Source organism: Kineococcus sp. TRM81007 (assembly GCF_022669155.1).
Classification (GTDB): Bacteria; Actinomycetota; Actinomycetes; order Actinomycetales; family Kineococcaceae; genus Kineococcus.
The window spans coordinates 112,556-134,089 of sequence record NZ_JALBVB010000053.1 but is presented as its reverse complement, the minus strand read 5'-3'; the positions used below and the strand labels follow the sequence as shown (position 1 = coordinate 134,089).

19 protein-coding genes and 1 pseudogene are annotated in these 21,534 nt (G+C 74.9%); 16 read left to right on the top strand and 4 right to left on the bottom strand.

Annotated features, from left to right (window positions below; translation table 11 throughout):
• Positions 1–67 precede the first annotated feature (67 nt).
• The 4 genes from hisN (at position 68) to MN205_RS12135 (ending at position 4,004) form a co-directional block, all read left to right on the top strand.
• A complete protein-coding gene (gene hisN, locus MN205_RS12150) occupies positions 68–919 on the top strand; it encodes a histidinol-phosphatase (RefSeq protein ID WP_242127582.1) in 852 nt (283 codons plus the stop codon).
• Between the two features lie 10 nt (positions 920–929).
• Entirely contained in the window at positions 930–1,736 is an 807-nt protein-coding gene (locus MN205_RS12145) for a CPBP family intramembrane glutamic endopeptidase (protein WP_242127580.1), read from the top strand.
• 261 nt (positions 1,737–1,997) lie between these two features.
• A complete protein-coding gene (locus MN205_RS12140; RefSeq protein ID WP_242127578.1) occupies positions 1,998–3,173 on the top strand; it encodes a mechanosensitive ion channel family protein in 1,176 nt (391 codons plus the stop codon).
• 144 nt (positions 3,174–3,317) lie between these two features.
• A complete protein-coding gene (locus tag MN205_RS12135) occupies positions 3,318–4,004 on the top strand; it encodes a SemiSWEET family transporter (RefSeq protein ID WP_242127576.1) in 687 nt (228 codons plus the stop codon).
• Here the strand turns inward: MN205_RS12135 and MN205_RS12130 are convergent.
• Entirely contained in the window at positions 3,944–4,354 is a 411-nt protein-coding gene (locus tag MN205_RS12130; RefSeq protein WP_242127574.1) for a MarR family winged helix-turn-helix transcriptional regulator, read from the bottom strand. The genes MN205_RS12135 and MN205_RS12130 overlap by 61 nt on opposite strands.
• 56 nt (positions 4,355–4,410) lie before the next feature.
• Between MN205_RS12130 and MN205_RS12125 the strand changes: the two genes are divergently transcribed.
• From MN205_RS12125 to MN205_RS12085, 9 genes are all read left to right on the top strand, one after another.
• Positions 4,411–5,550, top strand: a complete 1,140-nt coding sequence (locus tag MN205_RS12125; protein ID WP_242127572.1) for an ABC transporter substrate-binding protein — start codon at positions 4,411–4,413, stop codon at positions 5,548–5,550.
• Between the two features lie 151 nt (positions 5,551–5,701).
• Positions 5,702–7,375, top strand: coding sequence for a cytosine permease (locus tag MN205_RS12120; protein WP_242127570.1), 1,674 nt, complete (start codon positions 5,702–5,704; stop codon positions 7,373–7,375).
• Positions 7,376–7,418: 43 nt separating this feature from the next.
• Positions 7,419–8,099 (top strand): urease subunit gamma, encoded by a 681-nt coding sequence (locus tag MN205_RS12115; RefSeq protein WP_242127568.1) that lies wholly within the window; start codon positions 7,419–7,421, stop codon positions 8,097–8,099.
• Positions 8,092–9,810, top strand: coding sequence for an urease subunit alpha (locus MN205_RS12110; protein WP_255819191.1), 1,719 nt, complete (start codon positions 8,092–8,094; stop codon positions 9,808–9,810). Before MN205_RS12115 ends, MN205_RS12110 begins: the two co-directional genes overlap by 8 nt.
• Positions 9,810–10,505 carry an urease accessory protein UreF gene (locus tag MN205_RS12105; protein ID WP_242127566.1) on the top strand — a complete coding sequence of 232 codons (696 nt, stop codon included), beginning with the start codon at positions 9,810–9,812 and terminating at the stop codon, positions 10,503–10,505. Before MN205_RS12110 ends, MN205_RS12105 begins: the two co-directional genes overlap by 1 nt.
• A gap of 50 nt (positions 10,506–10,555) precedes the next feature.
• Positions 10,556–11,314 (top strand): urease accessory protein UreG, encoded by a 759-nt coding sequence (gene ureG, locus MN205_RS12100; RefSeq protein WP_242127565.1) that lies wholly within the window; start codon positions 10,556–10,558, stop codon positions 11,312–11,314.
• Positions 11,311–12,012, top strand: coding sequence for an urease accessory protein UreD (locus MN205_RS12095; RefSeq protein ID WP_242127563.1), 702 nt, complete (start codon positions 11,311–11,313; stop codon positions 12,010–12,012). Before ureG ends, MN205_RS12095 begins: the two co-directional genes overlap by 4 nt.
• Before the next feature lie 118 nt (positions 12,013–12,130).
• Positions 12,131–13,354: a GGDEF domain-containing protein gene (locus tag MN205_RS21895; protein ID WP_242127561.1), complete on the top strand. Its 1,224-nt coding sequence runs from the start codon at positions 12,131–12,133 to the stop codon at positions 13,352–13,354.
• Between the two features lie 83 nt (positions 13,355–13,437).
• Entirely contained in the window at positions 13,438–13,851 is a 414-nt protein-coding gene (locus tag MN205_RS12085; RefSeq protein WP_242127559.1) for an HNH endonuclease, read from the top strand.
• A 19-nt stretch (positions 13,852–13,870) separates the two neighbouring features.
• Here the strand turns inward: MN205_RS12085 and MN205_RS12080 are convergent, their stop codons facing one another.
• Positions 13,871–15,352 carry a glucose-6-phosphate dehydrogenase gene (locus MN205_RS12080; protein ID WP_242127557.1) on the bottom strand — a complete coding sequence of 494 codons (1,482 nt, stop codon included), beginning with the start codon at positions 15,350–15,352 and terminating at the stop codon, positions 13,871–13,873.
• A 235-nt stretch (positions 15,353–15,587) separates the two neighbouring features.
• Here MN205_RS12080 and MN205_RS12075 point away from each other — a divergent pair, with 235 nt between their 5' ends.
• Entirely contained in the window at positions 15,588–17,570 is a 1,983-nt protein-coding gene (locus tag MN205_RS12075; RefSeq protein WP_242127555.1) for an anthranilate synthase family protein, read from the top strand.
• A gap of 46 nt (positions 17,571–17,616) precedes the next feature.
• Here the strand turns inward: MN205_RS12075 and MN205_RS12070 are convergent, their stop codons facing one another.
• Positions 17,617–18,264: a DUF305 domain-containing protein gene (locus tag MN205_RS12070; protein ID WP_242127553.1), complete on the bottom strand. Its 648-nt coding sequence runs from the start codon at positions 18,262–18,264 to the stop codon at positions 17,617–17,619.
• A gap of 103 nt (positions 18,265–18,367) precedes the next feature.
• Here MN205_RS12070 and MN205_RS12065 point away from each other — a divergent pair, with 103 nt between their 5' ends.
• Together MN205_RS12065 and MN205_RS12060 are read left to right on the top strand one after the other, a co-directional pair.
• Complete coding sequence (locus MN205_RS12065) at positions 18,368–19,846, top strand: LVIVD repeat-containing protein (protein ID WP_242127551.1); 1,479 nt, start codon at positions 18,368–18,370, stop codon at positions 19,844–19,846.
• A 158-nt stretch (positions 19,847–20,004) separates the two neighbouring features.
• Positions 20,005–20,190, top strand: a complete 186-nt coding sequence (locus tag MN205_RS12060; RefSeq protein ID WP_242127549.1) for a hypothetical protein — start codon at positions 20,005–20,007, stop codon at positions 20,188–20,190.
• Between the two features lie 33 nt (positions 20,191–20,223).
• Here MN205_RS12060 and MN205_RS12055 read toward each other — a convergent pair.
• A pseudogene (locus MN205_RS12055) lies at positions 20,224–21,399 on the bottom strand (hypothetical protein); the annotation flags it as partial.
• Between the last annotated feature and the right edge of the window lie 135 nt (positions 21,400–21,534).

The window sequence follows — 21,534 nt, the reverse complement described above, 5'->3', positions numbered from 1 at the left end:
GGACGGGCCGGAGGTCCCGGGCGCGCGTCGCCGGGGGTGCGCGCGGGGGCGGCGGTAGGTTCGGCCCGTGCCCCCCACCTCCTCCTCCCCCGCGCCGTCCCCGGCGACCCGGCCCCGCTACGACGACGACCTGCGCCTGGCGCACGTGATCGCCGACCAGGTGGACGGCGTGACGATGGACCGCTTCCGGGCGCAGGACCTCGCGGTGGAGACGAAGCCGGACCTGACGCCGGTCACCGACGCCGACCGGGGCGCGGAGGAGCTGATCCGCTCCCAGCTCAAGCGCACCCGCCCCCGGGACGCGGTGCTGGGCGAGGAGTTCGGGCTGGTCGGGCACGGCTCGCGCCGGTGGGTGGTGGACCCGATCGACGGCACGAAGAACTTCGTGCGGGGAGTGCCGGTGTGGGCGACGCTCATCGCCCTGCTGGACGACGGCGAGCCGGTGCTGGGGCTGGTGTCGGCGCCGGCGCTGCAGCGCCGCTGGTGGGCGGCGCAGGGCTCGGGGGCGTGGACGGGCCGCAGCCTGTCCACGGCGACCCGCATCTCCGTCAGCGGCGTCACCGACCTGGCGGACGCGTCGTTCTCCTACTCCTCCCTGGACGGGTGGGAGGCCACCGGCAGCCTGGACGGCTTCCTGGCGCTCTCCCGGGCGGCGTGGCGCACCCGCGCCTTCGGCGACTTCTGGTCGTACATGCTGCTGGCGGAGGGGGCGGTGGACGTGGCCGCCGAACCGGAGCTGGCGCTGCACGACATGGCGGCGCTGGTGCCGATCGTCACCGAGGCGGGGGGCCGCTTCACCTCCCGCGCCGGCGTGGACGGCCCGCACGGCGGGGACGCCGTCGCCAGCAACGGGCACCTGCACGCCGCTGCGCTGGCGCACCTGGGCCTGCCGGCGCCCGAGCAGCCGACCGCCCCGTGAGGACCCGCTGGTGAGGACCCGCCCGGCGGGCACCCGCGCCGCGGTGCCCGCGGTCGTGACCGACCCGCGCGAGCGCCGCCTGATCGTGTGGGAGGTCGTGGCGGTCTTCGCCGTCTCGCTCGGCATGAGCGGGGTGCGGGCGCTGGTGCGCTTCATCGGCCTGGTGACCGCTCCGGAGGCGCTGAACGCCCAGACGTCGACGGTGCTGGGCAGCTACGCCCCGGACCGGCCGTGGCTGGACCTGGCGCTGCAGCTCGTGTCGATCGCCTCGGGCCTGGCGCCGGTGCTGCTGGTGGCGTACCTGCTGACGCGCGGCGGTCAGTCGCTGCGCACGCTGGGCGTGGACGGGCGCAGGCCGGGCCGGGACCTGCTGGGCGGGGTGGGCCTGGCGGCGCTGATCGGCGGGTGCGGGCTGGTGCTGTACGTGAGCGCCCGCACCGCGGGGTTCAACACCAACGTGGCGGCCTCCACGCTGCCGGACGTGTGGTGGGCGGTGCCGATCTCCGTGCTGGCGGCCGCGGAGAACGGGGTCCTGGAGGAGGTGCTGGTCGCCGGGTACCTGCTGCACCGGCTGGCCCAGCTGGGGGTGCGGTGGCTGCCGGCGCTGGTGGTCAGCGCGGTGCTGCGCGGCTCGTACCACCTGTACCAGGGGCTGGGCGGGTTCGTCGGGAACGTGGCGATGGGGGTGGTCTTCGGCTGGGTGTACCAGCGCTGGGGGCGGGCGATGCCCCTGGTGGTCGCGCACACCCTGATCGACGTGGCGGCCTTCGTCGGGTACGCGCTGCTGGTGGGACGGGTGAGCTGGCTGCCCGCGTGAGCCCCCTCGCGTGAGCCGCCTCGCGTGAGCCCCCTGGCGTGAGCCCCCTGGCGTGAGCCCCCTGGCGTGAGCCCCCTGGCGTGAGCACTGCCGCACGCACCGCAGCCGGGGTGGGACCGGACGGGTGAGGGGTTGTGAAGGCCCGGTGCGGATGGCCCCGCGGCGCGCTCCGGCGCTGCCGACGCCCGCGGGCTGACCTAGCGTGGAGGAGGTCCGACGGACGCCGACGTCCCCGCCACCGATCCGCAGGAGCCGCCTGAAGTGGCCTCATCCCTCAGTTCCGCCCTCCCGACGATCAGCCACTCGGTGTGGCTGACCCTGGCCGTCGCAGCCGCCTCCGCTGCCGTCGCGGTCCTGCTCGGCGAGCTGGCGGCCTTCGCCGTGCGCCGGCTGGGTCACCGCCGCCCCATCCTCGTCACGCTCGGCCGACGGGTGCGCCGGCCGCTGGCCGGGCTGCTGGCGATCGTGGCCGTGCAGGTGTCGCTGAACATCTACACCGGGGAAGCGGACTGGCGACCACCCACCTTCTTCGTGCTGAAGCTGCTGACGGTGGCGTTCGTGGCGTGGCTGGCCGTCGTCGCCGCGAACGCCGTGCAGGACGTGGTGCTGCGCCGGTACCCCATCGACGTGGAGGACAACCGGCGCGCGCGCCAGCGGCGCACCCAGGTCACGCTCCTGAAGCGGGTCGTCGTCGTCCTCGTCATCGTCGTGGCAGCCGCCTCGATGCTGCTGACCATCCCGGGGGCGCGGGCCGCGGGTGCGAGCGTGCTGGCCTCGGCCGGTCTGCTGTCGGTGGTCGCCGGCCTGGCGGCGCAGACGTCGCTGGCGAACGTGTTCGCGGGCCTGCAGATCGCGTTCACCGACGGCCTGCGCGTCGACGACGTCGTCGTCATCGAGGGCGAGTGGGGCAACGTCGAGGACATCACGCTGACGTACGTGGTGGTGCGGGTGTGGGACAAGCGGCGGCTGATCCTGCCGTCGACGTACTTCACGACCACCCCGTTCGAGAACTGGACCCGCAACTCCGCGGACGTCATCGGCACCGTGGAGTTCGACGTGGACTGGCGCGTGCCGGTGGGTGCCGTGCGCGAGCACGCGGAGCGGTTCGTGCACGAGCACCCGCTGTGGAACGGCAAGGCCCTCGGCCTGCAGGTGCTCGACGCGAAGAACTCCTTCGTGACGTTCCGGGTGCTGGTGAGCGCGAACTCCGGCGGGCAGCTGTTCGACCTGCGCTGCGCGGTGCGCGAGGAGCTGGTGGGCTGGCTGCAGCGGGAGCACCCGCAGGCGCTGCCCCGGGTGCGGGTGGAGACCGGCACACCGCTGCCCCGGCAGGCCCCCCGCGCCGGTGCGCGGGACGGCTCGCAGGACGGCTCGCGAAGCTCCGCCGGCGATCGGCTGGGCGGCGTCACCGCGGACCGGGACAGCTCACGACGCTGAACGGTTCACGGAGCGCTCGGGAACCGCTACGCGGTGGATTACCAGACGAACACGACGGGTCGATGAAAGTGTGACGCGTCGCACACCCGCGGACGGGGGGCGTGCCGTCAAGTCGGGGTGGGGGCCTGGACGAAGAACAGGCACGTGCCCCTCGACGCCCTCATCTCCTCGCTCGGCCTGCTCGCCGCCTCGGTCGGCATCGTCACCGGCGTCCCGCAGCTCGTCCACCTCGTCCGGTCGCCGGACGCCAGCGGCCTGTCCTTCTCCTCCTCGGTCCTCGGCGTGCTCGGCGCGGGCACCTGGCTGACCTACGGCCTGCTGCTGATGGACCCCGCCCAGCTCCTCGGGAACGTCCCCGGCCTGGCGTGCGCCGCGGCCACCGCCGTGCTGGCCGCCCGCCGCCTGGGCGTGCCGCTGTCCCGGGGCCTGGCCGCCGTGGCCGCCTGGGTCCCCGCGGTCTTCGCGGCGCACACGGCCGGCGGCGCCGCCCTCGTCGGCGCGCTCGCCACCGCCGTCTCTCTGGTGCGGATGGTGCCGCAGGTGCGCACCGCCTTCGGCAGCGGCTCGCTGACCGGCCTGGCGCCGGGCACCTACGTGCTCACGCAGGTGTCTGCGACGCTGTGGACCGTGTACGGCCTGGCCACGGCGCAGCCCTCCGTCGTCGTCTGCTCGGTGGTCTCCGCCCTGCTCGCCGGCGTGGTCCTGTCCCGCCGCCTGCCGCCGCGCCACGTGGTGCGGGCCCTGCACGCGGGCCGCTTCGGGCTGCCGGGTCAGCTGCTGGTGCGCCCGCTCATCGCCCTGGTGCGACCGGGGGTGGCGCTGGCCGCCTGATCGGCGAGGGCCAGCTCCGCCGCCACGGCCGCCGCGCCCGGGCGCACCCCGTCGAGGAGAGCGGCACCGGTCGCCGTGGGGTGCAGCACCACCCTGCGGCGGTCGGCGGGGTCGACCGCCCGGTACACCGCACCGGTCTCCACGAGGGCGTCGACGGCACGGGTCGCGGTGGCCGGGGCCATCACCAGCGCGGCGGCGACGTCCGTCATCGAGGTCCCCGGGTTCGCCACCACGTGCTCCAGCACCCGCCAGCGGTCCACCGTCAGGCCGTGCTCGCGCAGGGCCCCGGCGAGGCGGTCCTCCGCCAGGGCGGCCAGCCGCAGGGTCCTCAGCACGTCCGATGCGCTCACGCGGGGCTCCGTCCGCAGGGGCACCCGCGCGGGGCGGGTGTGGGATCGTGCCCAGCATGGCAGAGGGTCCGCGCCCCGCACCGGGCACGTACCGCGTGGCGCTGCTGCTGCCCCGGCGGGGGCCGTCGGGGATGTTCGGGCCTGCCTGCCGCGCCGCCGCGGAACTGGCCGCCGCCGAGGTCGAGCGCGACGGCGGTGTCGGCGGCCGGCGCCTGGAGCTCGTGGACGTCGACGCGGGCGCGGAGCCCGCAGCGGTGGCCCGGGAGGTGGCAGCCCTGGTGGGCACCGGCGCGGTCGACGCGGTGACCGGCTGGCACCTGTCGACGGTGCGCCGGGCGGTGGCGCCCGCGGTGGCCGGGCGCGTGCCGTACGTGTACGCCACCGCCTACGAGGGCGGCGAGCGGCACGACGGGGTGCTGTGCAGCGGGGAGCTGCCCGGCGAGCAGGTGGTCGCCGCCCTGCGCTGGCTGGGCGAGCAGGCCGGGCTGCGCCGCTGGTTCGTCGTCGGCGACGACTACGTCTGGCCGCGCGCCACCGCGCGCCGGGTGGCGCGGGCGCTGGCGGCGGGCGGCACGGCGCTGACCGGCAGCCGCTTCGTGCCGCTGGGCTGCGACGACGAGGCGACCTGGCGGGCGGCCGTGGACGCGTGCGCGCGCAGCGGCGCCGACGGGGTCCTCATGCTGCTGGTCGGCACCGACGGGGTGCGCTTCAACCGGGCCTTCGCCGCCGCCGGCCTGGACGCGGCGATGTCCCGGTTCAGCCCCTTCATGGACGAGACGATGCTGCTGGCCAGCGGTCCGGACGCCACGCGCGGCCTGTTCGCCTCCGCGGGCTGGTTCGCCGGGCTGCCCGGCGCCTCGGCCGCGGAGTTCTCCCGGGGCTTCGCCACGGCCTTCGACCTGCTGGCCGGCGCCGGTCCCGTCGGGGCCCCCACCGCGCCCGCGCCCGGGACGATGGCCGAGGCGACGTACTCGGCGGTGCGCCTGCTGGCCGGACTGGGCGGCGGGGACCGCCCGGGGGTGCAGCACGTGCGGCGCGCGCTGGCCGGGGCGGCGTGGGACTCCCCGCACGGGACGGTGCAGCTTCGGCGCGGGGTCGCCGGGCACCCGGTGCACGTCGCGCTCGCGGACGGGGTGGGCTTCGACGTGCTCGCCAGGGTGAGCGGCACCGGCGGCCCGCCGGGCGCTTCCGGCTGACCGCGACCTCCCCGCGACCCGCTGTGTTTCCGGCGTGTTTCACGGCCGTAAAAAGCTGTCGAGAACCCCCCTGGAGGTTTGCCGGGCCCGTCGGCGCACCCCTAGCGTCGCAGTCCTTCCAGCTGGAAGGTTCCCCGTCGAGAGGCCCGCGATGAGCCAGCACGCCCCCGGTGCCACGCCGCCCACCGGCACGAGCACCTCCACCGTCCCCAGCACCACCGCAGCGACGTCGGAGACGCTGGAGGACTACACGCTCCGGTTCGCCCCGCGCAGCTACCGCCGCTGGACCCCGGGCGTCGTCGCGACCTCGGCCCTCGGCGGCATCGCCTACCTGGCCGACTTCTCCATCGGCGCGAACATCGGCATCGCCCACGGGACGGTCAACGCGCTGCTGGGCATCGCCGTGGCGGCGGTCGTCATCTTCGTCAGCGGTTTCCCGCTGGCGTACTACGCCGCCCGCTACAACATCGACCTCGACCTCATCACCCGCGGATCGGGCTTCGGGTACTACGGGTCCGTCCTGACGAACGTCATTTTCGCGACGTTCACGTTCATCTTCTTCGCCCTCGAGGGCTCGATCATGGCGCAGGGCCTGTACCTGGGCCTGGGCGTCCCGCTGTGGGCGGGGTACGCGGTCTCCACCATCATCGTCATCCCGCTCGTGGTGTACGGCATGAAGGTGCTGTCCACGCTGCAGGTGTGGACCACGCCGTTGTGGCTGGTGCTCATGGTGATCCCGTTCGCCTACCTGGTCATCGCGAACCCGGAGTCGGTGGGCGACTTCTTCGCCTACACGGGCGCCGACGGCAGCGGTTCGTCGGTGAGCGTCGCCTCCGTGCTCCTGGCCGCCGGTGTGTGCCTGTCCCTGATGGCGCAGATCGCCGAGCAGATCGACTACCTGCGGTTCATGCCGCCGCGCACCGCGGAGAACAGCCGCCGCTGGTGGACGGCCGTGGTGATGGCCGGACCCGGCTGGGTCGTCTTCGGCGCGATCAAGCAGGCCGTCGGGCTGTTCATCGCCGTCTACCTCATCGCCACGCTCGACCCGCAGGCCTCCGCCACCGCGAACGAGCCCGTGCACCAGTTCCTCGGCGTGTACGAGGAGATGATGCCGGGCTGGCTGGCGATGACCCTGGCCGTCGTCCTCGTCGTCATCAGCCAGATCAAGATCAACGTGACGAACGCCTACTCGGGCTCGCTGGCGTGGACGAACTCCTTCACCCGCGTGACCAAGCGGTACCCGGGCCGGATGGTGTTCGTCGTGGTGAACCTCGTCATCGCGCTGACGCTGATGGAGGCGAACATGTTCGACTTCCTCAACACCATCCTGGGGTTCTACGCGAACTGCGCGATGGCGTGGGTCATCACGGTCGCCACCGACATCGTCGTCAACAAGCACCTGCTGGGCATCTCCCCGAAGGTGCCGGAGTTCCGCCGCGGCATGCTGTACGCGGTGAACCCCGTCGGGTTCGTCTCGGTGCTGCTGTCCGCGGGCCTGTCGATCGCGGTGTTCTTCGGCGCCTTCGGCCCCGGCATCCAGCCGTACTCCCCCGTCGTCGCGATCGTGCTGGCGGTCGTCTGCCCGCCCGCCCTGGCGATCGCCACGCGCGGGCGGTACTACCTGCGCCGCGACGACGACGGCATCGCGCTGCCGATGTTCGACGCGGACGGCAACCCCTCCGGCGAGGTCCTCACCTGCCACGTGTGCCGGCAGGACTACGAGCGTCCCGACCTGGCGGCCTGCGCCACGCACGACGACGTCGTGTGCTCGCTGTGCCTGAGCACCGACAAGGTCGCCGACCACGTGCTGCCCGCCCGGTCGTGAGGGAGCGGCACGGCAGCGGCCCGGACACGGCAGGATGTCCGGCGTGCACCTGAGCCCTGCGGACACCGAGAAGCTGCTGATGGCGGTCGCGGGCATGGTGGCCCGCGACCGCCTGTCGCGCGGCGTGAAGCTCAACCACCCCGAGGCGGTGGCCCTGCTGAGCTGCTGGGTCGTCGAGCGGGCCCGCGAGGGTGCGCTGGTGACGGAGCTGATGGAGTCCGGCCGGCGGGTGCTGACCCGCTCTCAGGTGGTGCCGGGGGTGGCGGAGATGCTGCACGACGTGCAGGTCGAGGCGACGTTCCCCGACGGCCGCAAGCTCGTCACGCTGCACGACCCGATCGGCGGGGAGGACGAGGACACCTCCGCCGACGACGCCCCCACGAGCGCGGTGGTCCCCGGCGAGGTGCGGGTGCGTCCCGGCAGCATCGCGCTGAACGCCGACCGCGGCGAGCACGAGCGGCTGGAGCTCGTGGTGGAGAACACCGGCGACCGCCCCGTGCAGATCGGTTCGCACCTGCACCTGCCGGACGCGAACCCGGCGCTGCGCTTCGACCGCGCCACCGCCCGGGGTTTCCGCCTCGACGTCCCCTCGGGCACGTCGGTGCGCTTCGAGCCCGGCGTCTCGCGGACCGTGCGGGCCGTGGCGCTGCGCGGCGCGCGACGCGTGCCCGGCCTGCACACCGACCGTTCGCACCTGGGAGAGGGGGGTTCCCTCGATGGCTGAACCGCACGTGACCCGGATCGACCGCGCCGCCTACGCGGCCCTGTACGGGCCGACAACCGGCGACCAGGTGCGCCTGGGCGACACCGACCTGTGGATCGAGGTGGAGGCCGACCTCACCGCCGGCGGCGAGGAGGCCGTCTTCGGCGGCGGGAAGTCGATCCGCGAGTCCATGGCGCAGGGCACCACCACCCGCGCCCAGGGCGCCCCGGACACCGTCGTCACGAACGTCGTCGTGCTCGACCACACCGGCGTGTTCCGCGCCGACGTCGGGATCCGGGACGGGCGCATCTGCGGCATCGGCCGCGCCGGGAACCCGGACGTCGCCGACGGCGTCCACCCCGCGCTGCGGATCGGGCCGTCCACCGACGTGATCTCCGGCGAGCGGAAGATCCTCACCGCCGGGGGCATCGACACCCACGTGCACCTCATCTCCCCCTCCCAGGTGCACGAGGCGCTGGCCGCGGGGCTGACGACGATCGCCGGTGGCGGCACCGGCCCCAGCGAGGGCTCCAAGGCCACCACCGTCACCCCCGGCGCCTGGCACCTGGAACACGCGCACCGGGCGCTGGACGCGCTGCCGGTCAACGTCCTGCTGCTGGGCAAGGGCAACACCGTCAGCGCGGCCGGCCTCGCCGAGCAGGCCCTGGCCGGCGCCGGCGGGTACAAGGTCCACGAGGACTGGGGTTCCACGCCCGCCGCGATCGACGCGGCGCTGCGCGCCGCGGAGGAGTTCGGGCTGCAGGTCGCCCTGCACTCCGACTCCCTCAACGAGGCCGGGTACGTCGACTCCACGATCGCCGCGATCGCGGGCCGCTCGATCCACGCGTTCCACACCGAGGGTGCCGGCGGCGGGCACGCCCCGGACATCATCACGGTGGCGGGGCTGCCCCACGTGGTGCCGGGCTCGACGAACCCCACCCTGCCGCACACGGTGAACACCGTCCCCGAGCACCTCGACATGCTGCTCGTCTGCCACCACCTGAACCCGCGCGTGCCGGAGGACCTCGCGTTCGCCGAGTCGCGCATCCGCGCCACGACCATCGCCGCCGAGGACGTCCTGCACGACCTCGGCGCGCTGTCCATCACGAGCTCCGACGCGCAGGCGATGGGCCGCATCGGTGAGGTGATCACCCGCACCTGGCAGGTCGCGCACGTCATGAAGGACCGCCGCGGGCGGCTGAGCGAGAACCACCCCGCGGACAACGAGCGCGCCCGCCGCTACGTCGCCAAGTACACGATCAACCCGGCGGTCGCGCACGGCGTCGACCACCTCGTCGGTTCCGTGGAGGTCGGCAAGATGGCCGACCTGGTGCTGTGGGACCCGGCGTTCTTCGGGGTGCGCCCCTCGGTGGTCCTCAAGGGCGGCGCCCTGGTGCTGGGTGCCCTGGGCGACCCGAACGCCTCCATCCCCACCCCGCAGCCGGTGCTGCTGCGCCCGGCGCTGATGCACCCGAACGGCGCGGACGTCTCCGTCAGCTTCGTGGCGCCCGCCGCCCTGGACGACGGCCTCGCCGCCCGCCTCGGCCTGCGCAGGCGCCTGGAGGCCGTGCGGGACACCCGCGCGGTCGGCAAGGCGCAGATGGTCCACAACGACGCCCTGCCGGACATCCGCGTGGACCCGGAGACGTTCGCGATCACCGTGGACGGGGAACTCGTGGAACCGGCGCCCGCCACGGAACTGCCGCTGGCGCAGCGCTACCAGCTGTTCTGATGCCCGAGCCCTCCCCCGACCTCGTGCTGGCTCTGCTGGCCGACGCCCGCCTGCCCGTGGGCGGGCACACCCAGTCCGCCGGCCTGGAACCCGCGCTGACGCACGGCGGCCTCACCGCCGCGGACGTGCCCGCGTTCCTGCGGGGTCGGGTGGCCACCGTCGTCGCCGTCGAGGCGGGCACCGCGGTCGTGGCGCGGTACCGCGCCCTGGCCGTCGGCGCCCTCGACACGGCACCCGGCGACGTGGCGTTCGGCGACGTGGAGCAGGCGTGGGCCGCCCGCACGGCGAGCGGCCCGCTGCGCGAGGCGTCCCGCACCCTGGGCCGCGGCTACCTGCGCCTGGCGCAGCGGTTGTGGCCGGGCTCCACCGTCCTCGATGCGCTGGGGCGCCGCCCGCCGCGGCCGCTCGTCCTGGGCGCGGTCGCCGCCCTCGCCGGGCTGGACGCGGCCCGCCTGGTGCGGCTGTGCGGGCACGAGGACGCCGCCACCCTGGGCGCGGCCGCCCTCAAGCTGGACCCGCTGGACCCGGCGGAGACCGTCGCCTGGACGCTGGCGGCGCACCCCCTCGTGGAGGAACTGGTGCCGCGCCTGGCGGTGCTCACCGAACCGGGCGACATCCCCGCCGGCAGCGCCCCCCTCGTGGAGGAGCACTCCCTGCGCCACGCCCGCACCACCCACCGCCTGTTCCAGGCGTGAACCCCGAACCCCTCAGCACCGCACCACCAGCACCGACCCGGAGGAACCCCGTGCCCCAGCCCACCCGATCGTTCCGCCTCGGCGTCGCCGGGCCCGTCGGCACCGGCAAGAGCTCGCTCATCGCGCTGCTGTGCCGGGAGCTGTCCGCCTCCCTGCGCATCGGCGTCATCACCAACGACATCTACACCGACGAGGACGCCCGGTTCCTGCGCTCGGCGGGCGTGCTGGACCCCGAGCGCATCCGGGCGGTGGAGACCGGCGCCTGCCCGCACACCGCCATCCGCGACGACGTCACCGCGAACCTGCTGGCGGTGGAGGACCTGGAGGCGGACTTCGACCCGCTGGACCTCGTGCTGGTGGAGTCCGGCGGTGACAACCTCACCGCCACGTTCTCCCCCGCCCTCGTCGACGCGCAGGTGTTCGTCCTCGACGTCGCCGGTGGTGGGGACGTGGCGCGCAAGGGCGGCCCCGGCATCGCCCGCGCCGACCTGCTGGTGCTGAACAAGACCGACCTGGCACCGCACGTGGGCGTGGACGTGCCGCGCATGCTCGCCGACGCGCTGGCGGCCCGGGGACACCGCGACGACCGGCCCGTCGTGGCGCTCTCGCGCACCGACCGCCCCTCGGTGGAGCAGCTCACCGCGTGGCTGCGCGGCGTCCTGGCGGAGTTCCGCGCCGGCCGGCACGAGGCGCGCGACCCGGGCCCGATGGCGCCGCACTCGCACGCCGACGGCACCGTGCACACCCACGAGCACACCCACGAGCGCACCCGCGAGGACCACCACCCGCACGAGCACGCGCCGGCGTGACGCGCGTCCACCTGCACCCCGGGGGCCGGCTGGACCTGGCCAGCGGCGCCCTGGTCCCCCGGGTGCTGTCCCGCGCACCCGGGGCCGCGCGGGTGGCGCTGGTGGGTGCCCGGGCGCTGCTGGTCGCCGGTGACGACGTCCACCTCGACGTCGCCGTGGGCGCCGGGTGCGCGCTGGAACTGGTGGAGGTGGCCGGCACGGTCGCGTTCGACCAGCGCGGCGGCCCGCCCGCGTCGTGGCGGGTGCGGGCGCGGCTGGGCTCCGGTGCGCGGCTGACCTGGCACGGGGAGCCGTTCGTGGTGGCGGACGGCGCCTCCGTCGAACGGTCCACCGACGTCGAGCTCGCGGAGGGGGCCGTGGCGCTGCTGCGCGAGACGCTCGTGCTGGGCCGCACCGGCGAGCGCGGCGGGGCCCTGCTGTCCCGCACCCGGGCCCACCTGGACGGCCGCCCCCTGCTGGCGGAGGACCTGGACCTGCGCGAGCCGGCGGTGCGCACCTCCCCCGCCGTCCTCGGCACCGCCCGGTGCGTGGACAGCGTCACGCTCCTGGGCGCCCGCCCGGCCGGTGACGAGCCGGACGCGCTGCACCTGCAGGGCCCGGGAGCTCTGGCGCGCACCCTGACCGCCGACGCGCACACCAGCGACCTGGGCGGGGTGTGGAGCCGCTGGTCGGCGCAGCCAGCACCGGTCCGCCGCTGAGCGACCGCGGGTGCGGTCGCTCAGGTCCGCCGCACAGCACCCGATGAACCGGGGAGGGCCGTTGAGGGCACCGGGTGCGCTGCCCGGCCGGTGGCCGGGCGGAAGAGGGAGACCGATCGTGCGGACCGCGTGGCGCGACCTGCTCGTCGTGCGCCACGGCGACGACCGGGTGCGCCGCCGCGGACGCGTGCTGATCATCGTGCTCGCCACGCTCCTCGCGCTGATCGCGGTGTCCACCCCCGTCGTGGCCGTGGTCGTCCCCGCCGGTGGGCTCGCCGCCGCGCTGATGTCCGGGCTCTGCCTCAGCTACCTCGGGCTCGTCGCGCTGGCGCGCCGTGGCCGCGTCAGCGCCGCCGCCTGGCTCCTGCTCCTCGCCCACTACGCGGCGCTCGCCGGTGGAGCGGTGGCCGTGGGGCACGTCAGCAACCCCCCGGTCTTCCTGCCGGCCCTGGTGCTCATGGCGGGGGTGGGGCTGTCCCGCCGTGCCCTGCCCGCCGCCCTGCTCGGCACGGTGGCGGCCACCGTCGCGCTCCCGCTGGTCGTGGACGGGCGCACCGGGCCGGTGGCCTACCCGGACCTGCTGGTCATGGGCACCCTCGTGGCCGCCTTCGCCGGGCTGGTCGTCACGGTCGCCAAGAGGGTCGTGGAGTCCTCCTTCGAGGAGGCCGGGCAGCTGACCCGCGCCCTGCTGGCCTCCAACGCCGAGCTGGAGCACCGCGTCGCCGAACGGACCGCAGAGCTGTCCGCTGCCCTGGTCAACGCCCGCTCGCTGGCCGAGCAGCTCAGCGAGCTGTCGGAGCGCGACCACCTGACGGGGTTGTTCAACAGGCGGCGCCTGGACGCGGAGCTCGACCACCTGGCCGCCACCCCCTCACCGCTGTCGCTCGCGCTGCTCGACCTGGACGACTTCAAGCGCATCAACGACACGCTGGGTCACCACGTCGGTGACGTGGTCCTGCAGCGCGTCGCGCAGACGCTGCTGACCGGGTGCCGCGGCAACGACGTCGCGGCCCGCTGGGGAGGCGAGGAGTTCACGCTCGTGATGCCGGCGACCACCCTGGACGCCGCGAGCACCCTGTGCGAGCGCCTGCGGCTCGCGGTGGCGGCCCTGCCCTTCGACGACGTCGCCCCGGGGTTGCGGGTGACGGCCAGCTTCGGGCTCGCGACCTCCACGAGCGCACCCCGGCCCGTCGTGGTCGAGGCCGGTGGTGATCCGCGAGCCGTGCCGGCCCGGGTGCGCCGCGACGACCTCCTGCGCCGCGCCGACGAACTGCTCTACACGGCGAAGAGGACCGGCAAGAACCGGGTGGCGGGTCGCCTCGAGCCGTCGCCCGGCCCCTGACCCCGGCGGGCCACCGAGCCGGCGGGTCCGCCCGGACGGCGCGCGGGGCGGCGGCCGGAGCGCCCCCGTGCGAGGCTCGGGCGGTGGCCGAGCACGCCCCCGCCGGGCCGGACCCCGCGCACCAGCTCGACCGCGCCGACCGCCTGGAGCGGGCGGTGGCCCGTGACGGCTCCGCGTGCGTGTGGTGCGGGCGGGAGCTGGGCGGCCTGGTGCGCCCCACCACCGACCACCTGGTGCCCAGGGTCAAGGGCGGGCCGTCGTGGCTGGAGAACGAGGTCGCGGCGTGCCGGCGCTGCAACGGCGAGCGCGGGCACACCTCCCCGGTGGACTGGCTGCTGGAGTGCCGGCGGCGCGGCTGGCCGGCGGACCCGGGGTGGCTGCGCCGGCGGCTGGAGGAGCTGGACGCGGCCGTCACCGCGCGCGGTGGTCAGCGCCGGGCCCGCCCCTACGTGCAGGCGCAGCTGCGCCGGGTGCGCCGCTCGGCCGGGGCGGCCTGAGCGACGCACCCGGCGGGGCTCAGCGCAGGAACCACTCCCCGGGCTCGGCGAGGCGCTCGACGTCGTCCGGGCCCCAGGTGCCCTCCGCGTACGGCAGCACCTGCGGGCGCTCGTTCGAGAACCGCTCGATGGCCCGCCACGCGGCGCGCAGGCCGTCGACGCCGGTGAACAGGGAGCGGTCGCCGGTCAGGACGTGGTCGATGAGGTGCGCGTACGGCAGCGCCGGCTCGGTCCCCTCGAAGCGGTCCAGCGGCAGGCTCGCGGTGCCGCGCACGGTGCCGCCGGCGACGCCGGGGCGGCGCACCGCGATCCCCACGTCGAGCGAACCGCCCTCGAGCAGCGAGAAGCTCACCACGGCGGGTTCACCGCCGGGCTCGCCGCCCGCGTACGGCCCGTCGGCGGGGGGCTTCAGGACCAGGGTGATGCGCTGCTCGTCGGCGGCCATCTTCTTGCCGCTGCGCAGCAGGAACGGCACGCCCTCCCAGCGCTCGTCGTCGACCCACAGCCGCGCGGCGGCCAGGGTGTCGGTCGTGGAGCCGTCGGCGACGCCGTCGATGTCCGCGTACCCCTCGAACTGCCCGAGCACCACCTCGGCCGGGTCGAGTTCGCGGAAGCGCTGCAGCGCAGCGTCCCTGGCGGCCTGCACGGTCTCCGGGCGCAGGTCGGCGGGCGGTTCCATGGCGACGGTGGCGGCGAGCTGGAACAGGTGGGTGACGATCATGTCGAGGAAGGCGCCGGTGGCGTCGTAGAAGTCGGCGCGCTGGGCGACGTCGAGGGTCTCGGCGATGTCGATCTGCACCTGGGAGACGTGCTCGCGGTTCCAGATCCCCGCCAACCACGGGTTCGCCAGGCGGGCGTGGATGAGGTCCTGGGCGGCCTCGAACGCCAGGAAGTGGTCGATGCGGAAGACCTGCTCCTCGTCGAAGACGCGCTGCACCTCCGCGTCCAGCTCCTCGAAGCTCGCCAGCGACGTGCCGTACGGCTTCTCGTAGACGACGCGGGCGCCGGCGGCCAGACCGTGCGCGTCGAACGCCTTCGTGGTGGCCAGGAAGGCGCCCGGCGGGATCGCCAGGTAGTGCACGAGCTGCACGTCGCCCTCGCCGGCGCCGAGCTGGTCGCGGGCCTCGGCCAGCACGTCGAGCAGGGTGCCGGGGTCGTCGGCGCTGAAGCCGCCGCTGGCGAAGAGGAGGTGCTCGGCGAAGTCGTCCCAGGGCCCCTCGGAGGGCTGCGGGCCGAACTCCTCCAGCGCCTCCCTGATGTACTGCCGGAACTCGTCGTGGGTCATCTCGCCGCGGCTGCTGCCGACGATCCGCCACTGCTCGGGCAGCCGGCCGAGGGCGGCGAGCTGGAAGAACGCGGGCATCACCAGCCGGCGCGACAGGTCGCCCGTCGCCCCGAACATGACGAACACCGTGGGCTTCTCGTCCCGTCGGGCCTGCTGCTGTGCCTGCTGCTGTGCCTGCTGCTGTGCCTGCTGCTGGGACTGCGCTGTCTCGGTCACGGGGCAGACGCTATTGCCCGCGGCGCCGCCGCGCAGAGTAAGGTGCGGCTCGTGACCACCACGACGACCTCCGTGCGCCCGGGCTCCCGCCCGCGCGCGCTGAGCGGTGCGTGGTGGTGGGTGTCGGCGGTCGCCTGACGCTCCCACGTCCCGGTGGCCGCCTCGTCGAGGAGGCCCACCACCCGGGACGGCCCCTCGACGGCCGGCCGCGCCAGCCCCACCGAGGAGGAACCCCGTGCCGCACCCCGACCCCGCCGCGCTCGTCGACGAGCTGCTGCGCGGCGACGCGCCGTTCGCGCTGCTGCGCCGCCTGGACCCCCGCACCGGCGAGCCCGGCCCCGTGGAGGTGCTGCGCGGGCCCGTCACCACCGCCGAGCGCCTCGCGGACGTGCCGCTGCCCACCGGGACGCCCGGCTCCGCGGCACCCGACGCCCTGGCCCTGGTGCCGTTCCGGCAGCTGCGTGAGCGCGGTTTCGACGTCCACGACGACGGCACACCGCTGCAGGTGCTGCGCGTCGAGCACGCCGACGAGCTGGTGCTGGAGGACGCGCTGCGCGTGCTGCCCGACGCGGAGGTGCCGCTGCGCGACGTGGCCCCCGACCTGTCCGACGACGACTACGCCGCGGTGGTGCGCCGCATCATCGACGACGAGATCGCCCAGGGCTCGGGGGCGAACTTCGTCATCCGCCGCGACGTGGACGGCGCGATCGACGGCTTCACCGCGACCACCGCGCTGAGCCTGTTCCGCCGCCTGCTGGTGGCCGAGCAGGGCGCCTACTGGACGTTCGTGGTGCACGTGCCCGGCGACGACGGCACCGGGGGCTCGACCTCGCGCACCCTCGTGGGCGCCAGCCCGGAGGTCCACGTGCGCATGGCCCGCGGCGAGGTCGTCATGAACCCCATCTCCGGCACCTACCGGTACCCGGCGTCCGGCCCGGACGCCGACGGCCTGGTGGAGTTCCTCGCCGACCCGAAGGAGGTCGAGGAGCTGTTCATGGTGGTCGACGAGGAGCTGAAGATGATGTGCTCCGTCGGCGACCTGGGCGGCACCGTGCACGGCCCGTACCTGCGGGAGATGGCGAACCTCGCGCACACCGAGTTCGAGCTGCGCGGGCGCTCCACGCTGGACGCGCGGGAGGTGCTGCGGCAGACGATGTTCGCCGCCACCGTGACCGGCAGCCCGCTGCAGAGCGCGTGCCGCGTCATCAAGCGGTTCGAGCCGTCGGGGCGCGCCTACTACGCCGGGGCGCTGGCGCTGCTGGGCCGCGACGCCGACGGTGCGCAGACCCTGGACTCCCCCATCCTCATCCGCACCGCCGACGTGCGCACCGACGGCTCCGGCACCGGCCGGGTGCGGGTGTCGGTGGGTGCGACCCTGGTGCGCGGTTCCACCCCGGAGGGTGAGGTCGCCGAGACGCACGCGAAGTCCGCCGGCGTGCTGCGCGCCCTGGGTGCCCTGCCGCCGCTGCCGCGCCGCGAGGACGCGGGGGCGGGTGCGCCGGCGCGGCGGGTGCCGCTGGTGGCCGATCCGCGGGTCGCTTCGCTGCTGGCCTCCCGTCGCGACCGGCTGGCGCGGTTCTGGCTGGAGCCGCAGCGGCCCGCGGAGGGGGCCCCGCTGGGCGAGGCGCTCGTGGTGGACGCCGAGGACACGTTCACCGCGATGCTGGTGCACCTGCTGGCCTCGGCGGGCCTGCGGGCGCGCGTTCTGCGCTACGACGACCCGGGCCTGGACGCGGCGCTGGCCGCGCACCGCGGCCTGGTGGTGCTCGGGCCCGGCCCTGGCGACCCGGAGGACCCCGCGGACCCGCGCATCGCCCGGTTGCGGGCGCTGGCCCGCGAGCTGGGCGGGGCCGCGCGCGAGGGCGGCAACCCGCTGCTGGGGGTGTGCCTGGGTCACCAGCTGCTCGCCGGGACGCTGGGCCTGCCGCTGCGCCGCAAGGACGCCCCGCACCAGGGCACCCAGCTGGAGGTCGACCTGTTCGGCCGCCGCGCCACCGTGGGGTTCTACAACTCGTTCACCGCGCGCGTCGACGACGGCGCCGTCCGGCGGCTGGCCGCGCAGGGCACGGAGGTCTCGACCGGCCCCGCCGACGAGGTGGTGGCCCTGCGCGGCGGGGGCTTCGCCGGCATCCAGTTCCACCCCGAGTCCGTGCTGACGCTGGACGGCCCGGACCTGCTGCGCTCCGTGGTGCAGCCGCTGGTGAGCACCGTCCGCTGACGCACCGGCCGTCCGGGGCGGGCCGGCGCCCCGGACGGTCACGGCCCTACCCGGCGACGCGCTCCAGCAGTTCCCGCATCCGTCGGACCTCGACCTCCTGCGTCACGGCGACATCGGTGGCCAGCTCCTGCATCCGCACGTCGGTGCCGCTGCGCAGCGCGTCACCCGCCATGGCGAGAGCACCCTCGTGGTGGTCGATCATCAAGTCCAGGAACAGCTCGTCGAACCCCGCCCCGCGCGCGTCGGCGAGCTCCTGCAACTGCTCGGTCGTCACCGCGCCCGGCATGTCGGCGGTGTCGTGACCACCGTGGTGGTCCTGCTGAGCGGCGGCCCAGGCGACGCCCCCGCGGTCGTCGAGCCAACTGGTGAGGACGTCGATCTCCGCGCCCTGCCCCTGGGCGATGCGGGTGGCGAGGGTCCGCACGGCCTCGTCCCGCGCGCGCTGCGGCGCCAGTTCCGCCATCTGCACGGCCTGCCGGTGGTGCGGGACCATCATCACCGCGAACTCCACGTCGGCCTCGGCGGGGGCGGGGTCCTCGGCGGGCGGGACGGCCGTCGTCGTCGCCGCCGGCTCCCCCGGCCCCTGAGGCAGCACGACGGGTGCGGTGGGTTCGGGCACGTCGGACTCGGCGACGGTGCAGCCCGCGAGGAGGGCGGTGGCGCACAGCAGCGCGGCAGGCGTGAGGCGCTTCACCCACGGCTGTCTATCTGCTGGGTGTCGCCGAGGTCAACCCTGTACGAATCTTGTGCGACCGTACACACTGCGTGTCACTGATCGGACGACCAGTGAGGAACACGTGAGCACTCCCCCCTCCACCAGCGTTCGCCCGGCACACGGGACCACTCTCCGGGACCGCCGACGCGTTCCCCGGCGCACGGCGGCCGCGGGCCTGTCCCTCGCCCTGCTGGGCCTGGGCCTGCCGACCGCCACGGCTGCGACCAGCGCTCCGCCGCTGCCCGCCGGTGTGCCCGCCGTCGACCAGGTCGCCTCCACCCCGAACCTCCTGCAGCTGGCCAACGTGCCCAAGCAGCAGGGCTTCGAGGGGGTCGACGCCTTCGGCACCGACATCGCGTTCCAGGACGACTACGCATACGTCGGCAACTACCAGGGCTTCACCATCTACGACGTCAAGCACCCGCAGGCGCCCTCGATCGTCAGCCAGGTGCTCTGCCCCGGCTCCCAGAACGACGTCAGCGTGCACGGTGACCTGCTGTTCCTGTCCACCGACTCCAGCCGCAGCGACGACTCCTGCTCCAGCACGGCCCTGCCCGCCTCCGAGGAGAGCGCGTGGGAGGGCATCAAGGTGTTCGACGTCAGCGATCCCACCTCGCCGCGGTACGTCTCCGCGGTGGAGACGAAGTGCGGCTCGCACACCCACACGCTGCTGCCCGACGAGGAGTCCCGCACCGCGTACCTGTACGTCTCCTCCTACGGCCCGCGCGAGGAGTTCCCCGACTGCGCACCGCCGCACGACCTCATCTCCATCGTCGCCGTGCCGTTCGACGCGCCCGAGGACGCCTCGCTGGTCGCTGAGCCCGTCCTCTTCCCGGACGGCGGCAACCCCGGCGACGAGTACACCAGCGCCACCTCCGGTTGCCACGACATCACCGTCTACCCGGCCAAGGACCTCGCCGCCGGTGCCTGCATGGGCGACGGGATCCTCATGGACATCTCCGAGCCGCTGTACCCCCGCGTCATCGAGCGCGTGCAGGACCCGAACTTCGCGTTCTGGCACTCGGCGACGTTCAACGACGAGGGCACCAAGGTGGTCTTCACCGACGAGCTCGGCGGCGGTGGGGCAGCGACCTGCACCCGCGCCGTCGGCGCGGAACTCGGGGCCGACGCCATCTACGACATCACCGGTTCCGGTGACGACCGGTACCTGGAGCGCCGCAGCTACTTCAAGATCCCGCGCATCAACGCGGACACGGAGAACTGCGTGGCTCACAACGGCTCGCTCATCCCGGTGCCGGGCCGCGACATCATGGTCCAGGCCTGGTACCAGGGGGGGATCTCGGTGTGGGACTTCACCGACTCCGCCAACCCGGTCGAGATCGGGTACTGGGAGCGTGGGCCCCTGTCGGAGACCGAGCTCGTCATCGGCGGTTCGTGGTCCGCGTACTACTACAACGGCTACATCTACTCCAGCGACATCCAGAAGGGCCTGGACGTGCTCGCCCTGAAGGACCCGCTCACCGCCCCCGCGCGTTCGGTGAAGTGGGACCGGCTGAACGTCCAGTCGCAGCCGGAGGCGACGCGGGGCCGAGGCGCCTGACCCGCGGAGGTTCGGCCGTCGCCTGGGGAGGTTCCCCGGCGGCGGCCGCCGCGCGTCCGGGCCCCGGCGCGCCTGCCCCGCCCGGCCCGCCGCCCCCGGCACAGTGGTCGGTGGGAGGACCCGGGACGGGCTCGGGGCCGAGGCGCGACGGGAGCGACGTGGACGACTGCTGGCACACCTTCAGCCCCCACGACCGGCGGCGGGCCGCCGCCGCGGACGGCGCCCGCCCCGACGCCCAGGTGCTCTCCCCCTGCCTGGACTGCGGCTGCGTCGTGGACCTGCTGACCCCGCTGCCCAGCCCGCAGGGCACCGCCCTGTTCGACCTCGCCGAGCCGCCCCGCTGAGGCTCCGGCCGCAGCGGGGCGGGCCCCCGCCGCCTACAGGCGCGGGTCCACCGGTTCGGACTCCATGGCCAGCACCGCGAGGACGCACTCGTGGACCCGCCACAGCGGTTCCGCGCGGGCCGCGCGCGCCAGCCCCTCCAGGCCGAGGGCGTGCTCGCGCAGCTCCGCCGAGCGCTTGCGGCCGAGCGAGCGCTGCCGCAGCCGCTGCAGGTCCTCCGGACGCAGGTGGTCCGGGCCGTAGGTCAGCCGCAGGTACTCGCGGCCGCGCACCTTCAGCCCCGGCGGCACCAGGCCGCGCGGCCCGCGCACCCGGTTCGCGGCGGGTTTGACGACCACCCCCTCCCCACCGGCCGCGGTCAGCTCCTCCCACCACGTCGTGGCGGCGGCGGTGGACGCCTCGTCGGTGGTGTCCACGTCGATGCGGCGTGTGCCGGCCGAGCGGGCCGGGTCGGCCGCCACGAGGCGGTCGGCGACGTCCAGGTGCCAGGCGTGCGGGCGCTCCTCGAAGGTGGCGCCCTGCGCGGCGAGCAGCGCCTCCGCCTTCGCGTTCCACGGCAGGAGTTCCCCGTCCAGCAGCAGCCAGCCGGTGCCCAGCTCGTCGAACAGCCCCGTCCGCTCGCAGGCCGTGCGCAGCTCGCCCACGAGCTGCTCCGTGAGCGCGGGGCCGAAGAAGCTGCGGCCGGTGCGCGTCCACACCGCGCCGGTGGCGCCACCGGGTGCGCCGAAGCGCGCGCGGGCCGCGGCGGCGTCGCGGCACACCAGCGCCACCGCGCGCGAGCCCATGTGCTTCTCCTGGCGGACGACCTCCTGCACGCCGTCCGCCCGGTAGGCGGCGAACGCCTCGTCGGGGTGCTCCAGGTAGCCCTCGCGCGCGCTCGTCGCGACCGGCGCCGTCGTCGCCGGCAGGTGCAGCAGCCAGCGCGGGTCCACCGCGAACCGGCTCACCACCTCCAGGGCCGCGGCGGCGTTCTCCTCCCGCACGCTCACCCGGCCGTGCTCGGCGGTCTCCACCACCCGACGGCCCAGGACGTCGTCGACGTCCAGCAGGTCGGGGTCGCGCACCCGCCCGGAGGCGCGGCCGTGGAACCGCTCGGGCAGCCCGGCGTGCGCGACGACGAGGCGGCCGCCGTCCAGGACGTGGTGGGAGACGAGGGAGTCGAGGAACTCCTGCACCCGCTCCCGGAACGCCTCGTCCTCGCGGCCGACTTCCGGCGCCGGCCGGCCCCGACGGGCGGGGACACGACGAAGGCCCCGGACCAGTAGGTCCGGGGCCTTCGCCTCTCACGAGTAGCGGGGACAGGATTTGAACCTGCGACCTCTGGGTTATGAGCCCAGCGAGCTACC